General features: G+C 71.5%; 16 protein-coding genes. 5 read left to right on the top strand and 11 right to left on the bottom strand.

The annotated features are described in order from the left end of the window. Positions 1–49: 49 nt before the first annotated feature. The 3 genes from IGS69_RS18700 to IGS69_RS18690 all read right to left on the bottom strand — a co-directional run bounded on the left by IGS69_RS18700 (position 50) and on the right by IGS69_RS18690 (position 3,479). Complete coding sequence (locus IGS69_RS18700; protein WP_142161321.1) at positions 50–625, bottom strand: SigE family RNA polymerase sigma factor; 576 nt, start codon at positions 623–625, stop codon at positions 50–52. A gap of 494 nt (positions 626–1,119) precedes the next feature. Further along, positions 1,120–2,205, bottom strand: coding sequence for an aspartate-semialdehyde dehydrogenase (locus tag IGS69_RS18695; protein ID WP_190901283.1), 1,086 nt, complete (start codon positions 2,203–2,205; stop codon positions 1,120–1,122). After that, on the bottom strand, positions 2,205–3,479 hold the full coding sequence (locus IGS69_RS18690; protein ID WP_161369440.1) for an aspartate kinase: 1,275 nt from the start codon (positions 3,477–3,479) through the stop codon (positions 2,205–2,207). Before IGS69_RS18690 ends, IGS69_RS18695 begins: the two co-directional genes overlap by 1 nt. Positions 3,480–3,850: 371 nt before the next feature. Here IGS69_RS18690 and IGS69_RS18685 point away from each other — a divergent pair, with 371 nt between their 5' ends. Then, the gene (locus IGS69_RS18685) at positions 3,851–4,687 is read left to right on the top strand and encodes a PhzF family phenazine biosynthesis protein (protein WP_190901272.1); all 837 of its coding nucleotides are present in this window, start codon (positions 3,851–3,853) and stop codon (positions 4,685–4,687) included. Positions 4,688–4,691: 4 nt separating this feature from the next. On the opposite strand, the gene IGS69_RS18680 is transcribed toward IGS69_RS18685, so the two are convergent. From IGS69_RS18680 to IGS69_RS18670, 3 genes are all read right to left on the bottom strand, one after another. Then, complete coding sequence (locus IGS69_RS18680; protein WP_190901270.1) at positions 4,692–5,351, bottom strand: DUF5063 domain-containing protein; 660 nt, start codon at positions 5,349–5,351, stop codon at positions 4,692–4,694. Continuing rightward, positions 5,344–5,943: a recombination mediator RecR gene (gene recR / locus IGS69_RS18675; protein ID WP_003991835.1), complete on the bottom strand. Its 600-nt coding sequence runs from the start codon at positions 5,941–5,943 to the stop codon at positions 5,344–5,346. Before recR ends, IGS69_RS18680 begins: the two co-directional genes overlap by 8 nt. Before the next feature lie 94 nt (positions 5,944–6,037). Next, a complete protein-coding gene (locus IGS69_RS18670; protein WP_078885280.1) occupies positions 6,038–6,379 on the bottom strand; it encodes a YbaB/EbfC family nucleoid-associated protein in 342 nt (113 codons plus the stop codon). A 274-nt stretch (positions 6,380–6,653) separates the two neighbouring features. Here IGS69_RS18670 and IGS69_RS18665 point away from each other — a divergent pair, with 274 nt between their 5' ends. Further along, on the top strand, positions 6,654–7,409 hold the full coding sequence (locus IGS69_RS18665; protein ID WP_190901268.1) for an SLATT domain-containing protein: 756 nt from the start codon (positions 6,654–6,656) through the stop codon (positions 7,407–7,409). A gap of 114 nt (positions 7,410–7,523) precedes the next feature. Here the strand turns inward: IGS69_RS18665 and IGS69_RS18660 are convergent, their stop codons facing one another. The 3 genes from IGS69_RS18660 to IGS69_RS18650 all read right to left on the bottom strand — a co-directional run bounded on the left by IGS69_RS18660 (position 7,524) and on the right by IGS69_RS18650 (position 10,694). Continuing rightward, a complete protein-coding gene (locus tag IGS69_RS18660) occupies positions 7,524–9,503 on the bottom strand; it encodes a serine/threonine-protein kinase (RefSeq protein ID WP_190901266.1) in 1,980 nt (659 codons plus the stop codon). A 79-nt stretch (positions 9,504–9,582) separates the two neighbouring features. Next, positions 9,583–10,059 (bottom strand): MarR family winged helix-turn-helix transcriptional regulator, encoded by a 477-nt coding sequence (locus tag IGS69_RS18655; RefSeq protein ID WP_190901265.1) that lies wholly within the window; start codon positions 10,057–10,059, stop codon positions 9,583–9,585. Beyond that, positions 10,056–10,694, bottom strand: a complete 639-nt coding sequence (locus IGS69_RS18650; protein ID WP_190901262.1) for a type 1 glutamine amidotransferase family protein — start codon at positions 10,692–10,694, stop codon at positions 10,056–10,058. Before IGS69_RS18650 ends, IGS69_RS18655 begins: the two co-directional genes overlap by 4 nt. Positions 10,695–10,856: 162 nt before the next feature. On the opposite strand from IGS69_RS18650, the gene IGS69_RS18645 reads away from it, so the two are divergent. The 3 genes from IGS69_RS18645 (at position 10,857) to IGS69_RS18635 (ending at position 13,907) form a co-directional block, all read left to right on the top strand. Further along, positions 10,857–12,212 (top strand): aspartate aminotransferase family protein, encoded by a 1,356-nt coding sequence (locus IGS69_RS18645; protein ID WP_190901260.1) that lies wholly within the window; start codon positions 10,857–10,859, stop codon positions 12,210–12,212. 122 nt (positions 12,213–12,334) lie between these two features. Continuing rightward, positions 12,335–13,048, top strand: a complete 714-nt coding sequence (locus tag IGS69_RS18640; RefSeq protein ID WP_190901258.1) for a GntR family transcriptional regulator — start codon at positions 12,335–12,337, stop codon at positions 13,046–13,048. A 208-nt stretch (positions 13,049–13,256) separates the two neighbouring features. Further along, positions 13,257–13,907, top strand: a complete 651-nt coding sequence (locus IGS69_RS18635) for a hypothetical protein (protein ID WP_031109637.1) — start codon at positions 13,257–13,259, stop codon at positions 13,905–13,907. Between the two features lie 53 nt (positions 13,908–13,960). Here IGS69_RS18635 and IGS69_RS18630 read toward each other — a convergent pair whose 3' ends face one another. Beyond that, positions 13,961–14,254, bottom strand: coding sequence for a hypothetical protein (locus IGS69_RS18630; RefSeq protein WP_190901256.1), 294 nt, complete (start codon positions 14,252–14,254; stop codon positions 13,961–13,963). 135 nt (positions 14,255–14,389) lie between these two features. After that, positions 14,390–15,673, bottom strand: a complete 1,284-nt coding sequence (locus IGS69_RS18625) for an adenylosuccinate synthase (protein ID WP_190901254.1) — start codon at positions 15,671–15,673, stop codon at positions 14,390–14,392. Positions 15,674–15,755 lie beyond the last annotated feature (82 nt).

The following is a 15,755-nucleotide window of genomic DNA, read 5'->3' as shown; positions in this document are numbered from 1 at the left end:
GCGGGCTCGGGGCGGTCGCGCCCGTTGCCGCCCGTGCCGTTGCCGTCACTCATGCCGGCGCCTCCATGGCGATCCGGAGCGCCGCGATACCGCGCGAGCCGTAGGCCTTGACCGAGCCCAGCGATATGCCGAGCGTCTCGGCGACCTGCGCCTCGGTCATGTCCGCGAAGTAGCGCAGCACCAGCACCTCGCGCTGGCGGCGCTGCAGCCCCTTCATCGCCTTGATCAGGGAGTCGCGCTCCAGCTGGTCGTAGGCACCTTCCTCGGCGCTGGCCATGTCGGGCATGGGCTTCGACAGCAGCTTCAGGCCGAGGATGCGGCGGCGCAGCGCGGAGCGCGAGAGGTTGACGACGGTCTGGCGCAGGTACGCCAGGGTCTTCTCGGGGTCGCGCACCCGCTTGCGGGCGGAGTGGACACGGATGAACGCCTCCTGGACGACGTCCTCGCAGGAGGCCGTGTCGTCGAGGAGGAGCGCGGCGAGGCCCAGCAGCGAGCGGTAGTGCGCCCGGTAGGTCTCGGTGAGATGGTCGACGGTGGTGCCGGCCGCGAGGCCGTCCTCCGCGCCGTCGCGCTGACTGGGGATGCGGGCCGGCCGCGCTGCGGGCACGGGCGCGATCACCGGCATGCCACCGGGCGTACCGGCCATGCGGGGTCGTAGAGCCGCCGGACGGGGCGGTCGAAGGACCGTGCCGCGTGCCGCGCTGAAGTCGAGTACCTCTGCCACGCCTGTTGGACACGCTGACCCCTGTGAGGGTTGTACGTGCCGGGCATCACTTTCACGCCGACCGTCGTCGCCGACGGTCTACCCGCGTCAGGCAGCACAATCGATGGTGCATCAAATGCCCTCATGCGTCCCGCTCTTCCCCTATGTCCAAATGTGAACGGACGTCCCCACGCCCGGTTCCAGGCGTCCCCACGCCTGATGAAGCGCTTCCACGGCCGAAGGGCGACCGCAAAGACGCTCCCCGCCCTCCGCACGGTTGCGGAGGACGGGGAGGTAAATCCTCTGATGCCGAAGCGCCATGAACAAGTGGTACGGCCAATGGACCGGCTCACATGTGGTGCACAGATCCTACAAACCGCCTCTGACATCGACCGAGGAGTTCAGCCCCGGCCGCGTCAGGACAGCTCGGCCGCGACCACCTCGGCGATCTGCGCGGTGTTGAGCGCGGACCCCTTGCGCAGGTTGTCCCCGCACACGAACAGTTCGAGCGCCGTGGGGTCGTCCAGCGCCCGCCGGACCCGCCCGACCCAGGTCGGGTCGGTGCCGACCACGTCGGCGGGGGTCGGGAACTCCCCCGCGGCCGGGTTGTCGAACAGCACGACCCCGGGCGCGGTGGCGAGGATCTCGCGGGCCTTGTCGACGGTGACCTCGCCCTCGAAGCGGGCGTGCACGGTCAGGGAGTGGGTGGTGATCACCGGCACTCGGACGCAGGTGACGGCCACGGGGAGGTTCGGCAGGCCGAGGATCTTGCGGGACTCGTCCCGCACCTTCAGCTCCTCGGAGGACCAGCCGTCCTCCTCCGCCGTACCGGCCCACGGCACGACGTTCAGCGCGACCGGCTCCGGGAACGGCCCGGTGTGGTCCCCGACGGCCCGGCGTACGTCACCGGGGTGGGTGCCCAGTTCCGTGCCGGCGACCAGGGACAGCTGCCGGCGCAGGGTCGCCACACCGGCGCGCCCGGCGCCACTGACGGCCTGGTACGAGGAGGCGACCAGCTCGCGCAGCCCGTACTCGGCGTGCAGCGCGCCCAGGGCGACGATCATGGACAGGGTCGTGCAGCTGGGGTTGGCGATGATCCCGCGCGGGCGCATCCGCACGGCGTGCGGGTTGACCTCGGGCACGACGAGCGGCACGTCCGGGTCCATCCGGAACGTGCCGGAGTTGTCGACCACCACCGCGCCCTTGGCGGCGGCCAGCGGCGCCCAGCGCTCGGCGACCTCGTCGGGGACGTCGAACATGGCGACGTCGACCCCGTCGAAGGCCTCCTCGCTGAGGGCCACGACCTCGGTCTCCTCGCCGCGCACGGTCAGTTTGCGGCCGGCCGAGCGCGGGGAGGCGATGAGCCGGATCTCACCCCAGACGTCCGCCCGCTGGGACAGGATCCTGAGCATGACCGTGCCGACGGCACCGGTCGCCCCCACCACGGCAAGCGTCGGACGCCCGGACCGTCCGGCCCGGGCGTCCTGTCGGAGGTCGGCCATCAGCGGCCGGTGCCTCCGTAGACGACTGCCTCGTCGCTGTCGGAGTCGAGCCCGAACGCGGAGTGCACGGCGCGGACGGCCTCGGGGACGTCGTCGGCGCGGGTGACGACCGAGATGCGGATCTCGGAGGTCGAGATCAGCTCGATGTTCACGCCCGCGTCGGACAGCGCCGTGAAGAAGTCGGCCGTGACGCCCGGGTTGGTCTTCATGCCGGCGCCGACGAGGGAGATCTTGCCGATCTGGTCGTCGTAGCGCAGCGAGTCGAAGCCGATGCCGGCCTTGTTCTTCTCGAGCGCGTCGATGGCCTTGCGGCCCTCGGTCTTCGGCAGCGTGAAGGAGATGTCCGTCAGGCCCGTGGAGGCCGCGGACACGTTCTGCACGACCATGTCGATGTTGATCTCGGCGTCGGCGATCGTGCGGAAGATCGAGGCCGCCTCGCCCGGCTTGTCGGGCACGCCGACGACCGTGACCTTGGCCTCGGAGGTGTCGTGCGCGACACCGGAGATGAGAGCCTGCTCCACCTGCTTTGCTCCTTGCTTCGGCTCGCTGCTGACCCATGTGCCCTGAAGTCCGCTGAAGCTGGACCGGACGTGGATCGGGATGTTGTACCGGCGGGCGTACTCCACACAGCGGTGGAGCAGCACCTTCGACCCGGACGCCGCCAGTTCGAGCATGTCCTCGAAGGAGATCCAGTCGATCTTCCGGGCCTTCTTCACCACGCGCGGGTCGGCGGTGAACACGCCGTCGACGTCGGTGTAGATCTCGCAGACGTCGGCGTCCAGGGCGGCGGCGAGAGCCACCGCCGTGGTGTCGGAGCCGCCGCGGCCGAGCGTGGTGATGTCCTTGGTGTCCTGGGAGACACCCTGGAAACCGGCCACGATCGCGATGTTGCCCTCGTCCACCGAGGTCTTGATCCGGCCCGGTGTGACGTCGATGATCCGGGCCTTGTTGTGGACCGAGTCGGTGATGACACCCGCCTGGCTGCCGGTGAACGACTGGGCCTCGTGGCCCAGCTTTTTGATCGCCATGGCCAGCAGGGCCATGGAGATCCGCTCTCCGGCGGTCAGCAGCATGTCGAGCTCGCGCCCGGCAGGCATCGGGGATACCTGCTCGGCGAGATCGATCAGCTCGTCCGTCGTGTCGCCCATCGCGGAAACCACCGCAACCACCTGGTTGCCGTTCTGCTTCGCTTCCACGATCCGCTTGGCGACGCGCTTGATGCCCTCGGCATCGGCTACGGAGGAGCCTCCGTACTTCTGCACGACAAGGCCCACGTGCGCTCCTCGCTCAATCCGTCTCTATCCGCTCATACGCATTCGTACCGCGGTCGGCTCAGTCTAACGAGCGTCCGAAAAACCCCTCCGCGGTATCGCATGGTGAGATCTCGGCGCCCGTCCAGAGTCGCTCATGCCCATCTGGGCACCGGCCACTCGGGAAAGTGCCCGGCGTCACAATCGCACGAGCCGCCGCCCCGATCACACAACGTTCAAGCACCAGGGTCCGGCCGTGCGCGTACTCCTGCCGGAAGACCGCCGCGTGCACTGACCGGGAGGTCATCGCACGCATACGGACGGTCATGCGCCGCACCCGGCCCCGCACCCCCGCCGGGACGCCCCGGCAGAGGGCCCGGCGCTACCGTCTGGGCATGGAGATACTGCGCTACGTGGCGTTCAGCACGGATCCCGACGGTGGCAACCCGGCCGGGGTGGTGCTCGACGCGAGCGGCGCCGACGACGCGGTGATGCTGGCGGCGGCGGCCGAAGTCGGTTACTCGGAGACGGCGTTCGTGGTGGACCCCGGCGACGGCACCCTGGACGTCCGGTACTTCAGCCCGCTCGCCGAGGTCTCCTTCTGCGGTCACGCGACGATCGCCACGGCCGTCGCCCACGCGGAGCGGCACGGCACCGGCCGGCTGCACCTGCGCACCCAGGCCGGACCGGTCACCGTCACCACGGACCGGGCGGCCGACGGCACCCTGGTCGCGACCCTGGTGAGCGTCGCCCCGCGCACGGTCCCGCTCGAAGAGGCCGACCTCGCCCGACTGCTGGCGTTCCTCGGCTGGTCCACCGAGGACCTGGACCCGGCCCTGCCGCCCCGGGTGGCCTTCGCCGGGGCCTGGCACCCGGTCATCGCCACCACGAGCCGGGACCGGCTGGCGGACCTTGACTACGACATGGCCGCACTCGGCGACCTCATGGCGCGCCGCAACTGGACCACGATCGACCTGGTCCTCCGCGAGTCACCCACCGTCTTCCACGCCCGCAATCCGTTCCCGCCCGGCGGCGTGACCGAGGACCCGGCGACGGGAGCGGCGGCGGCCGCGTTCGGCGGCTACCTGAGGGAACTCGAACTCGTGCCGGTCCCCGCGACACTGACGATCCATCAGGGAGTGGACATGGGCCGGCCGAGCACGATCACCGTGACGGTCCCGGCGGACCCGCACAGCGGAATCGGCGTCACCGGCACGGCCGTTCGGATCTGACCGGCTACTTCGCCGGACGCATCCCCAGAGGTCCCGCGATCTCCTGGGCCATGACCCGGCCCGCCTCGATCTCCAGTGTGTCGTCGCCCATGCCCTGGTCCGTGTCCAGGCCGTCGAGTTCGGCCAGGGGCTGGTCGAGGCGGACGTGGGCGAGGACGGACTGCAGGGCGCGCAGGGTGGCCGAGGCGGTGGAGCCCCAGTTGGAGAAGTAGGAGAACTGCCACCACCACAGGGCTTCCGTGGTGCGGCCCGAGCGGTAGTGGGACATGCCGTGGCGCAGGTCCGTGATGACGTCCGTGAGGTCGTCGGAGATGCGGGCCGGGACCGGGGCCTTGCGGGGCTCGTAGGGGTCGAAGACCTCGGAGTAGATGTCGACCGGGTCCAGCAGGCGGGCGAGGTTCTCACGGAGCTCGTCGACGTCCGGCTCGGGGCCCGAGTCGGGCTCGTAGCGCTCGTCGGGCACGATGTCCTCGTGCGCGCCGAGCCGGCCGCCCGCGAGGAGGAGTTGGGAGACCTCCAGGAGAAGGAAGGGCACGGCCGATTCCGGCTCGTCGCCCTTCGCTACCTCCGTGACGGCGACCAGGAAGCTCTCGATCTGATCCGCGATCTGGACCGCGAAATCGTCCGGGTTCTGGTCGGTCGCGTGCAGCGTGGCGTCAGACATCTAGGAGTCGTCTCCCCTCGAAGGCGCGTCCGAGGGTGACCTCGTCCGCGTATTCCAGGTCCCCACCCACCGGGAGGCCGCTGGCCAGGCGGGTGACCTTCAGGCCCATGGGCTTGATCATGCGGGCGAGGTACGTCGCCGTCGCCTCGCCTTCGAGATTGGGGTCCGTGGCCAGGATCAGCTCGGTGACCGTCCCGTCCGCCAGGCGGGCCAGGAGCTCCCTGATGCGCAGGTCGTCGGGGCCCACCCCGTCGATCGGGCTGATCGCGCCGCCCAGGACGTGGTAACGGCCGCGGAACTCACGCGTGCGCTCGATCGCCACGACGTCCTTCGGCTCCTCGACCACGCAGATGACGGCCGGGTCGCGGCGGGTGTCGCGGCAGATGTTGCACAGCTCCTCCTGCGCGACGTTGCCGCAGGTCGCGCAGAAGCGGACCTTCGCCTTGACCTCCATCAGGGCCTGCGCGAGACGCCGTACGTCCGTCGGCTCGGCCTGCAGGATGTGGAAGGCGATCCGCTGGGCGCTCTTCGGACCGACGCCGGGCAGCCGCCCCAGCTCGTCGATCAGGTCCTGGACCACGCCTTCGTACAACGGACTGCCCTTCCTGGGTCTTCGGGGGCGGTACGCACCGTCCCGTACGTACCGTAGTTGTCTGCCGCCCGTCCGAGGAAGGCGGTGTACCGGGTCAGAACGGCAGGCCGGGGATGCCTCCGCCGCCCAGGCCCTGCGCGAGCGGGCCCAGCTTCTGCTGCTGGAGCGCCTGCGCGTTCTCGTTGGCCGCCTGGACGGCCGCCACGACCAGGTCGGCGAGGGTCTCGGTGTCCTCCGGGTCCACCGCCTTCGGGTCGATCTTCAGGGCGCGCAGCTCTCCGGCGCCGGTGACGGTGGCCGTCACCAGACCGCCGCCCGCCTGCCCGTCGACCTCCGTCTGCGCCAGTTCCTCCTGCGCCTGTGCCAGGTCCTGTTGCATCTTCTGGGCCTGCTGGAGCAGCTGCTGCATATTGGGCTGGCCACCACCGGGGATCACGATCAGCTCCTTGCTCGGTACGGGTTCTCCCGTTGGGCACGAGCCTACGTGGTCGGGGCTGCCGTCGCCCCAGCACTCTTTCGAGTGAGTCCCCCTCGCGCCCTATACCTGATCAAGGAATACTTCCGGGCGGAAAAGAGGCGAAAGCTACATCTTCGCCACCCATTGGGGGGTAGGAAGGGTCGGGCGCGGGCAGGGCGGGCTTTCGTCCATCGCGCAGCGTGATCGGTGAGTGAACCGTACGGGGTCATTCGTGGTCAGTGAGGAGTGCCGGGTGGGTCAGCCGGAGATGCAGCCCGAGGGGCCGCCTCAGGACGGGCGGGGCGAGCAGGCGGCGGCCGGGCTGCGGCCGGGCGATCTGACCGGGCGGGTCTTCCCGCTCGGGGACTGGGGTGAGCCGGCGCTCCGGCTGGACGAGCTGTACCGGTGGGTGGAGCACGGGGCGCTGCGGACGGCGGCCTGGTACCTCGCGGACCGGGTGTGGAAGCGGCGGTGCGCGCGGGTGCTGCGCTGCGGGGCCGCGGTGGGGGCGGTCACCGGGGTCGCGCTGCCCCTGCTGGACCTGACCGGGGTCGCCGGCGGGATCGCGCCCTGGGGGTGTCTGGCGCTGCTGGTGGGGGCGGCGTGCGTGGCCGTCGACCGGTACTTCGGGGTGACGTCCGGGTGGATGCGGGACGTGGCCACCGCCCAGGCCGTGCAGCGGCGGTTGCAGGCTCTGCAGTTCGACTGGGCGTCGGAGAGTGTGCGGGAGGTGCTGGGGCCCGCGGAGGGGACGGCCGGGGAGGCCGCGGAGCGGTGCCTCGGGGTGCTGCGGAGGTTCTCCGAGGATCTGACGGAGCTGGTCCGGGTGGAGACGGCGGACTGGATGGGGGAGTTCCGGACCGGGGCTTCCGCGCCGGTGGGGTTGCAGGCGGTGGTGTTCCCGGGGCCGGGGCGCGGGGCCGAGGTGGGGGTGAACGGGCGGTTCACCGTGCCGCCGCCGCAGGCCCGGCCGAACATGCCTCGGCAGCGGCCGCCGGAGCCGCGGTGACCGTTCCGGCCCCGGTGCTCGGCCTTTGCGCTGGGGGCGGGTGGGTCCGCAGCCCTGCGTAGCGGGGTGCCGCCGCGCCCGGCGTTCGACAACCGGGCGGCAGCGGCACGCTGGTCACTGCTTCGTGTACGTCAGCCGTTCCCCGCTGCTCGTGTTCACGCGCTCGAGCGTGCCGTCGGACAGGAGGGTCACCTCGGTGGCGGCGCCCGGGGTGCAGGCGGTGCGCGGCTGCCCGACCTTCACGGTGGACGGGCCGATCGGCAGCGCGCCGCCGGTGCCGGGGGCGGCGGTCAGCCGCCCCTCGAACACGCAGTGGTAGCTGCCGCCGCCCTCGGTCGGGCCGTCGGCCACGAGGGACAGGACCGTGTCGCCCGGTTCGCCCTGCTGGATGGTGAGCGAACGGCTGTGCGCGCCGTCGGCGTTGTCGATGGTCGTGGTCCAGGTGCCGAGGTACCCGTCCGGGATCGTGCCGTCCGCCGGGGAGGGGGACGGGTCCGGCTGCGAGGTCGCCGGGGACGGGCCGGGGGTGGTCGGCGGGGCGCTCGTGCCCTGCGTCGGGCCGGCGCCGTCGTCGGCCCGGTCGTCGCCGCCCCCCTGCATCAGCGCGTACACCGACCCGCCCGCGGCGAGCGCGACGACCAGGGCGATCACGACGAGCAGCGCGGTGGAACGGCCGTCCCTCCGCGGCTGCTGCGGTTGCGGCGGGCCGTACGGCGGGGTCGTGCCGTACGGCGGCGGGCCGTAGGGCGGGGTGGAGCCCAGGCCGGCGTAAGCGGGGTGGGGCTGGGGGTGCTGCTGGGGGTAGCCGTACGCCGGGTACGGGGGCTGGGGTGTCTGCAGTTGCGGGTGGGGCGGCGGTGACTGTGGCTGCGCGGCCGGGAGTTGCCGGGGCGCCGGGGGCGCGCCCTGCCCCGCGACCAGGGTGGGCAGATGGTTGACCGGCGGGCCCTCGCCGGGCTGTCCCGGCGGGGGCGGGGCAGGGGTGGCGGCGGGCGCCGTCGCGGGGGCCGGGCGGGGCGACGACTCGTCGGCGGCCGGGGCGTGTTCGGGGGTGGGACCCGGACCGGGGTTCTCGCCGGGGCCGGAACCCTGCCGGCCCGCGGGCGGCCCGGGAGCACCGGCCTCCTCGGCGGAGCCGGCCCCCTCGGGGTCCTCCGCGTCCAGCAACCGCACCGCGTGCCGCCCGAGTTGGGCCACGAGCGCGCTCGGCAGCCACGGGTCGAGGGCGCGGCCGTCGGAGACGGTGTCGTCCGCGCCGATGCGTTCGAGGACGCGGTCGAGGGAGGGCCGGGCGGCGGGGTCCTTGCGCAGGCAGTCCCGGACGAGGTCGGCGATGCCCTCAGGGACGCCCTCCAGGTCCGGCTCCTCCTGGGCGATGCGGAACATCAGGGCGTGCACGCCGCTGTTGGCGGTGCCGAAGGGCAGGGCGCCGGTCGCGGCGTAGGCGAGGACGGAGCCGAGGCAGAAGACGTCGCACGCGGGGGTGATGCGGTCGCCCCGTACCTGCTCGGGCGCCATGAAGCCGGGCGAGCCGACGAGCGCGCCGGTGCGGGTGAGCCCGCCGTCCGTCACGGTCTCCAGGGCGCGGGCGATGCCGAAGTCGATGACGCGCGGGCCGTCTATGCTGACCAGCACGTTGGACGGCTTGAGATCGCGGTGGACGATGCCGGCGGCGTGGATGTCCTTCAGGGCGTGCGCGAGCCCGGCCGCGAGGATGCGGACCGTCCGCTCGGGCAGGGCGCCGTGGTCGTGCCCGACGACCTGCTGGAGGCTCGGCCCGGCGACATAGCCCGTGGCGACCCACGGCACCGCCGCCTCGGTGTCCGCGTCCAGCACCGGTGCCGTCCAGTACCCGCCGACCCGCCGCGCGGCCTGCACCTCCTGCCGGAACCGCTCCCGGAACTCCTCCTGCGCGGCCAGTTCCTCGCGCACGAGCTTCACGGCGACCGTACGGCCCCGCTCGGAGCGGGCCAGATAGACGTGCCCCATGCCCCCCGCACCGAGCCGCGCCAGCAACCGGTAAGCACCGATTCTCCCCCAGTGCTTAACGCCTGGGGGCACCCCCAGCGGATCCCCGGGCCCCAGCTTCTCCATCGCTCAGCCGCCTTCCCCCCACACGTGAGCAACAGATCGAGAATAGTGCCGGGCCGGGGCGGGGTGGCCTGGGCGATGTCTACGGTTCCGTAACAGGCGGAGGCTGCGTCCCGGGCGGTCCCACCTGGTCCAGCACCGTCGACAGCCGGTCGAGCATCCGTACCGCCTCCGCCAGCTCCGCCTCGCCGAACGCCTCGGCCAGCCGGTCGGCGAACGCCGCGTGCCCGGGGTCGATCCGGTCGATCGCCGCGCGTCCCTCGTCGGTCGGCGCGAGGAGCTTGGCCCTGCGGTGCGCCGGGTTCGGCCGGTACTCCGCGAGCCCCCGCTCCACCAGCAGGTCGGCGATGCGCTGCACGCTCTGCCGGGTGATGCCCATGGCGCGGGCGATCCCCGAGACCGGCAGCGGCTCTCGGAGGACCGCGCCGAGCACCTGCCACCAGGCGGCGGTGAGCCCGGCCGGCCGGGCCAGTTCCTCCGCGACGGCGAGGAACTGGCCGTTCAGCCGGAACACCCCGAGGGCGCTGCGGCTGAGCAGGTCCTGACGCTCCCGGCTCACAGCGCGCCGGCCTTCTCCAGCACCCCGTAGGCCGCCGGGTCGGAGTCGTGGAACAGCCGGTACCAGGCGTCCAGCACCTCTCCCTCGTAGATCCCGAGCAGCCGGAGGATCTCCCGGGCGAAGGCGACGGGCTCGGTGGGGCCCGCGGTGATCAGGGGGCCGTCGGTGACGGCGTCGGCCTCGACGTAGCGGCCGCCGCCCGCGTAGCCGGTGGCGGCCAGGTAGAAGGAGACCGCGCTGGTGTGGTCGCGGTCGTCGAGCAGGCCCTCGCGGGCGAGTCCGGCGGTGGCGCCGCAGATGGCGGCGACCGGGACGCCCGCGTCGAGGAAGGCCCGGGCCGTGCGGGCGAAGGGGGCGAGGTCGTCGGTGCCCGCCGCGGTAGCGGCTGATGTCGCAGTCCAGAGGTCGGCGCCCGGCAGGATCAGCAGCGCGCTGTCCTCGGGGCGCAGGTCGTCGAGGGCCAGGTCGGGCTGGATGCGCAGTCCGCCGATGCTCCGCACCGGGGCCGTGGTCGGGCCGACGGTCCGGATCTCGTGGCCGGTGCGGGCGAGCTGGGCCGTGGCGTGGCCGGTCTCCCAGTCGGCGAGGGTGTCGTAGACGGCGAGATGGACGGGCTTGCCGGTGGTGGTGTTCATGACTCCTCCTCGATCCCGTGCACTGATGACAGTATTCTGTCGAAACGACAGCACGCTGTCAATGGCAGAGGTCCCGCCTGGACAACCTGTCGGGGGGCCGCCGCCGACTCCAGACAGGCCGCCGATTTCACCGCCCTCTCCCCCGCACCTACGCTCGCCCGCATGACCCCTCAGCCGAACCCCGAAGCCGGCGCCGCCGTCAAGGCCGCCGACCGCGACCATGTGTTCCACTCCTGGTCCGCTCAGGAGCTCATCGACCCGCTCGCCGTCGCCGGTGCCGAGGGGTCGTACTTCTGGGACTACGACGGCCGGCGCTACCTCGACTTCTCCAGCGGGCTCGTCTACACCAACGTCGGCTACCAGCACCCGAAGATCGTCGCCGCGATCCAGGAGCAGGCCGCGAGGATGACGACCTTCGCGCCCGCCTTCGCCGTCGAGGCACGGTCGGAGGCGGCCCGGCTCATCGCCGAGCGCACCCCGGGTGACCTGGACAAGATCTTCTTCACCAACGGCGGCGCCGACGCCGTCGAGCACGCGATCCGGATGGCCCGGCTGCACACGGGCCGCCCGAAGGTGCTCTCGGCGTACCGCTCGTACCACGGCGGCACGCAGCAGGCCGTGAACCTCACCGGCGACCCGCGCCGCTGGGCCTCCGACAGCGGCACGGCCGGGGTCGTGCACTTCTGGGCGCCCTACCTCTACCGCTCCCGCTTCTACGCCGAGACCGAGGAGCAGGAGTGCGCCCGGGCGCTGGAGCACCTGGAGACGACGATCGCGTTCGAGGGGCCCTCGACCGTCGCGGCGATCATCCTGGAGACCATCCCGGGCACGGCCGGGATCATGGTCCCGCCGCCCGACTACCTCGCCGGGGTGCGGGAGCTCTGCGACAAGTACGGGATCGTCTTCGTCCTGGACGAGGTCATGGCCGGGTTCGGGCGGACCGGTGAGTGGTTCGCGGCGGACCTGTTCGACGTCACGCCCGACCTGCTGACCTTCGCCAAGGGCGTGAACAGCGGATATGTGCCGCTCGGCGGGGTCGCGATCTCCGGCGCGATTGCGGAGACGTTCGGGAAGCGCCCGTACCCCGGTGGCCTGACGTACTCCGGGCATCCGCTGGCGTGCGCCGCCGCCGTCGCGACGATCGGCGTCATGGCGGAGGAGGGCGTCGTGGAGAACGCCGCGCGGCTCGGCGAGTCCGTCGTCGGGCCGGAGCTGCGGGCGCTCGCCGAGCGGCACCCGAGCGTCGGCGAGGTGCGCGGCGTGGGCATGTTCTGGGCGCTGGAGCTGGTGCGCGACCGTCAGACGCGGGAGCCGCTGGTGCCGTACAACGCGGCCGGTGAGGCGAACGCCCCGATGGCCGCCTTCGCCGCCGCCGCGAAGAAGGGCGGCCTGTGGCCCTTCGTGAACATGAACCGGACGCATGTCGTGCCGCCCTGCAACATCTCCGAGGCGGAGCTCAAGGAGGGCCTCGCCGCGCTGGACGCCGCACTGTCCGTGGCGGACGAGTACACCGCGTAAACACCTGTAAACCCGTCAGTAACCGGCATCCTCGCGTCCCGTTCGAACGCGTAAGGTGGCGTGCTCGTAGACATACATATACGCGCACGCCACCCGAACGCGACGAGGGAGACGCCCCGACCATGCCCGCCACCTCCGGCAACGGCGCCGTGACCCGCAGCACCCTGCGGCAGCAGATCGCCGACGCGCTTCGTGACGAGGTGCTGGCCGGGCGGCTCCAGCCGGGTCAGGAGTTCACGGTCAAGGAGATCGCCGAGCAGTACGGGGTGTCCGCGACGCCGGTGCGCGAGGCGCTCGTCGACCTCTCCGCGCAGGGGCTCCTCGAAGCCGACCAGCACCGCGGCTTCCGGGTCCACGAGTACTCGGTCGACGACTTCCGCGGCATGATCGAGGCCCGCGGCCTGGTCATCGAGGGCATGTTCCTCGCGCTGACCGCCGGGCGGCCGGGTGCGGTACGGCCGGACGATCCCCGGTCCGCCGCCGTGGTCGCCGGGGTCCGCCGGCGCGGCGAGGAGGCGCAGCGGGCCGCCGCCGCCGGTGATCTCACCGTGCTCATCGGCTACGACCTGCGCTTCTGGCGCGAGCTCGGCGCCTGCTTCGGCAACCCCTACCTCACCGACTTCCTGCACCGGCTGCGCGTGCAGACCTGGGTGTGCGCGGTGCAGCACCTGCGGCGGCTCACCGATCTGCGCGGCGAGCTGTGGGCCGGCCATACCCAGCTGGTCGACGCCCTCATCGACCGCGACAACGACGCCGCCCGGGCGATCATCGCGGCGTACAACACGCACTCGCTCAGCCTGATCGAACGGCTCGCCTCCCGATCACGCTCAGCCTGACCGGGTCTCGTCCCCCGATGACACTCAGCATGACCGGGTCTCGTCCCCCGATGACACTCAGCCTGATCGGGTCTCGTCCCCCGATGACCCGAGTCGCCGCTGTCCGTATGGGTATGGGACATGCACGGCGGGAGCCGTGACCGCGCCGCACCGCTACCCTTCTTGACCACCGTGCTACCCGACCACCGCGCTGAGCGAGGAGCCTTCTTTGGCCTGTGACCTGTGGCTGGTACCGCTCGTCGACGTGTTGTGCCACACGCCGGACAACCCCTTCGCCGAGGAACTCGCGCAATACAACAAGGTGCTCGCCGAGGCCGGTCTGCCGCCGGTGCCGGTGTACCAGTACATGCCGGGCCTGTCCGGCGAGGTCGCCCCGGTCGCGGGCTTCGACTACGACGCGCTGCACTTCCTGCGCCGGGCCTATCTGCTCCAGGTGTGCGGCCTGCCGGTGACGCCCGTGGACGAACTCGGCGGCGACTACGAGCAGTTGCTGGAGATGTTCGAGTCGACGGCCCAGCAGTCGCACCTGGTCTGGCACTACGACCACGCGGGCGCGTACGTCCCCGTCGACTTCCCCAGCCCGCTCGCCGACGACGCCCTCCTGGCCGGCGGCGGCCCGCTCGGCTCCTCGCACGCCCTGCTGCGGGAGCTGGAGGTGGTCGCACCGGCCCTCGGCATCGACCCGGCCAACCCGCCGGCGGCCCCCCAGGCGCCGCTCGCCCCGACGGAGCTGGAGGAACCCGCCGTGCCCGCGCCGTACGACCCGAGCCCGTTCGCCCGTGAACGGCACGTCTGGCTCGGGCTGCACGCGGCCGTGACCCGCAGTCTCGCCCAGGGGTCGATGATCGTCTTCAGCTGAGCCCGGCCGCGGTCGGTCAGCCGAGCCCGGTCGTCCTCAGCGGGGCCCGCGGCTCAGCGTCCCAGCTGGGAGAGACCCTTCTGCACGTCCTCCATGTTCATCACCGGCGTGTAGGAGATCTCCGCGTCCAGCTGCAGGAAGAAGGGTTCACTGATGACCGGCATCTGCCAGCTGTCCTGCATGTCGAAGAACACGTAGGCGGTGCGCTTGCCGTGGTCGGTGGTGAAATAGGCCGCTTCGGGCTTGATCTGCTCCATCGACTCCTGGATCAGCTTCCCCAGGGTGCCGTTGCGGATGGCCTCGTTGGACTTCTCCGTGTCCATGCTCATCTTCAGCAGTACGCGCATCGTGGTCACCTTCTTCTGGTCGACGCACGTGGGGGTATGAATTCAGCGTATGCCGGTTCCCGGCAACTCTCCCTGCGACGAAACGCAGGCCGCCCCCCGTGCGTACGGGGGGCGGCCTGCGGACACGGGGGCGGGTCAGAGGAACGAGTTGATCTCGATCGTCTCGTCCCGGCCCGGGCCGACGCCGATCGCGGAGATCGGGGCGCCGGACATCTCCTCCAGCGCCTTCACATACGCCTGGGCGTTCTTCGGCAGGTCACCGAAGGACTTCGCCTTGGAGATGTCCTCGTTCCAGCCGGGGAGCATCTCGTAGACCGGCTTGGCGTGGTGGAAGTCGGTCTGGGAGTACGGGAGCTCCTCGACGCGCTTGCCGTCGATCTCGTACGCCACGCAGACCGGGATCTGCTCCCAGCCGGTGAGGACGTCGAGCTTGGTGAGGAAGAAGTCGGTCAGGCCGTTCACGCGGGTCGCGTAGCGGGCGATGACCGCGTCGAACCAGCCGCAGCGGCGGTCACGGCCGGTGGTGACACCGCGCTCCCCGCCGATGCGGCGCAGCGCCTCGCCGTCCTCGTCGAACAGCTCGGTCGGGAACGGGCCGGCGCCCACGCGGGTGGTGTACGCCTTGAGGATGCCGATGACCCGGCTGATCTTCGTCGGGCCGACACCGGAGCCGGTGCAGGCGCCGCCCGCGGTCGGGTTCGACGAGGTGACGAAGGGGTACGTGCCGTGGTCGATGTCGAGGAGCGTGCCCTGGCCGCCCTCGAACAGGACGACCTTGTCCTCCTCCAGCGCCTGGTTGAGGACCAGGACGGTGTCGGAGACGTACGGCGCGAGCTTGTCGGCGTAGCCCAGCAGTTCCTCGACGACCTGGTCCACGGCGATCGCGCGCCGGTTGTAGAGCTTGGTGAGGACCTGGTTCTTGACGTCGAGGGCCGCCTCGACCTTCTGCGTGAGGATCGACTCGTCGTACAGGTCCTGCACGCGGATACCGACGCGGTTGATCTTGTCGGCGTAGGTCGGGCCGATGCCCCGCCCGGTCGTGCCGATCTTCCGCTTGCCGAGGAAGCGCTCGGTCACCTTGTCCACCGTCACGTTGTACGGGGTGATGATGTGCGCGTTTCCGCTGAGGAGGAGCTTGGACGTGTCGACGCCACGCTCGTTCAGACCGCTCAGCTCGGAGAGCAGGACCGACGGGTCGACGACGACGCCGTTTCCGATGACCGGCGTACAGCCGGGAGACAGGATTCCGGAAGGGAGGAGGTGCAGTGCATACTTCTGGTCGCCCACGACCACCGTGTGGCCGGCGTTGTTGCCGCCCTGGTAGCGCACTACATAGTCCACGGAACCACCGAGAAGGTCGGTGGCCTTTCCCTTGCCTTCGTCACCCCACTGAGCACCGAGCAGCACAAGTGCGGGCACGCGCGTACACCCCTTCCGGGCGGGGCATGTCCATGGTCGAGGGCGAACGCGGCGGTGTACCACCGCGTGCACCGCGACCACC

Origin of the sequence: Streptomyces tuirus (assembly GCF_014701095.1) — a bacterium.
Classification (GTDB): Bacteria; Actinomycetota; Actinomycetes; order Streptomycetales; family Streptomycetaceae; genus Streptomyces; species Streptomyces tuirus.
Note: the sequence above shows the minus strand (reverse complement) of the source record. Positions and strands in the feature narration are given on the sequence as shown.

Bases quoted from the DNA above. Each gene is read 5' to 3' on its own strand.
- IGS69_RS18645 (WP_190901260.1), top strand. From the start codon at position 10,857: ATGACCCCTCAGCCGAACCCCGAAGCCGGCGCCGCCGTCAAGGCCGCC.
- IGS69_RS18695 (WP_190901283.1), bottom strand. From the start codon at position 2,205: ATGGCCGACCTCCGACAGGACGCCCGGGCCGGACGGTCCGGGCGTCCG.
- IGS69_RS18640 (WP_190901258.1), top strand. From the start codon at position 12,335: ATGCCCGCCACCTCCGGCAACGGCGCCGTGACCCGCAGCACCCTGCGG.
- IGS69_RS18680 (WP_190901270.1), bottom strand. From the start codon at position 5,351: ATGTCTGACGCCACGCTGCACGCGACCGACCAGAACCCGGACGATTTC.
- IGS69_RS18660 (WP_190901266.1), bottom strand. From the start codon at position 9,503: ATGGAGAAGCTGGGGCCCGGGGATCCGCTGGGGGTGCCCCCAGGCGTT.
- IGS69_RS18630 (WP_190901256.1), bottom strand. From the start codon at position 14,254: ATGCGCGTACTGCTGAAGATGAGCATGGACACGGAGAAGTCCAACGAG.
- IGS69_RS18685 (WP_190901272.1), top strand. From the start codon at position 3,851: ATGGAGATACTGCGCTACGTGGCGTTCAGCACGGATCCCGACGGTGGC.
- IGS69_RS18650 (WP_190901262.1), bottom strand. From the start codon at position 10,694: ATGAACACCACCACCGGCAAGCCCGTCCATCTCGCCGTCTACGACACC.
- IGS69_RS18700 (WP_142161321.1), bottom strand. From the start codon at position 625: ATGCCGGTGATCGCGCCCGTGCCCGCAGCGCGGCCGGCCCGCATCCCC.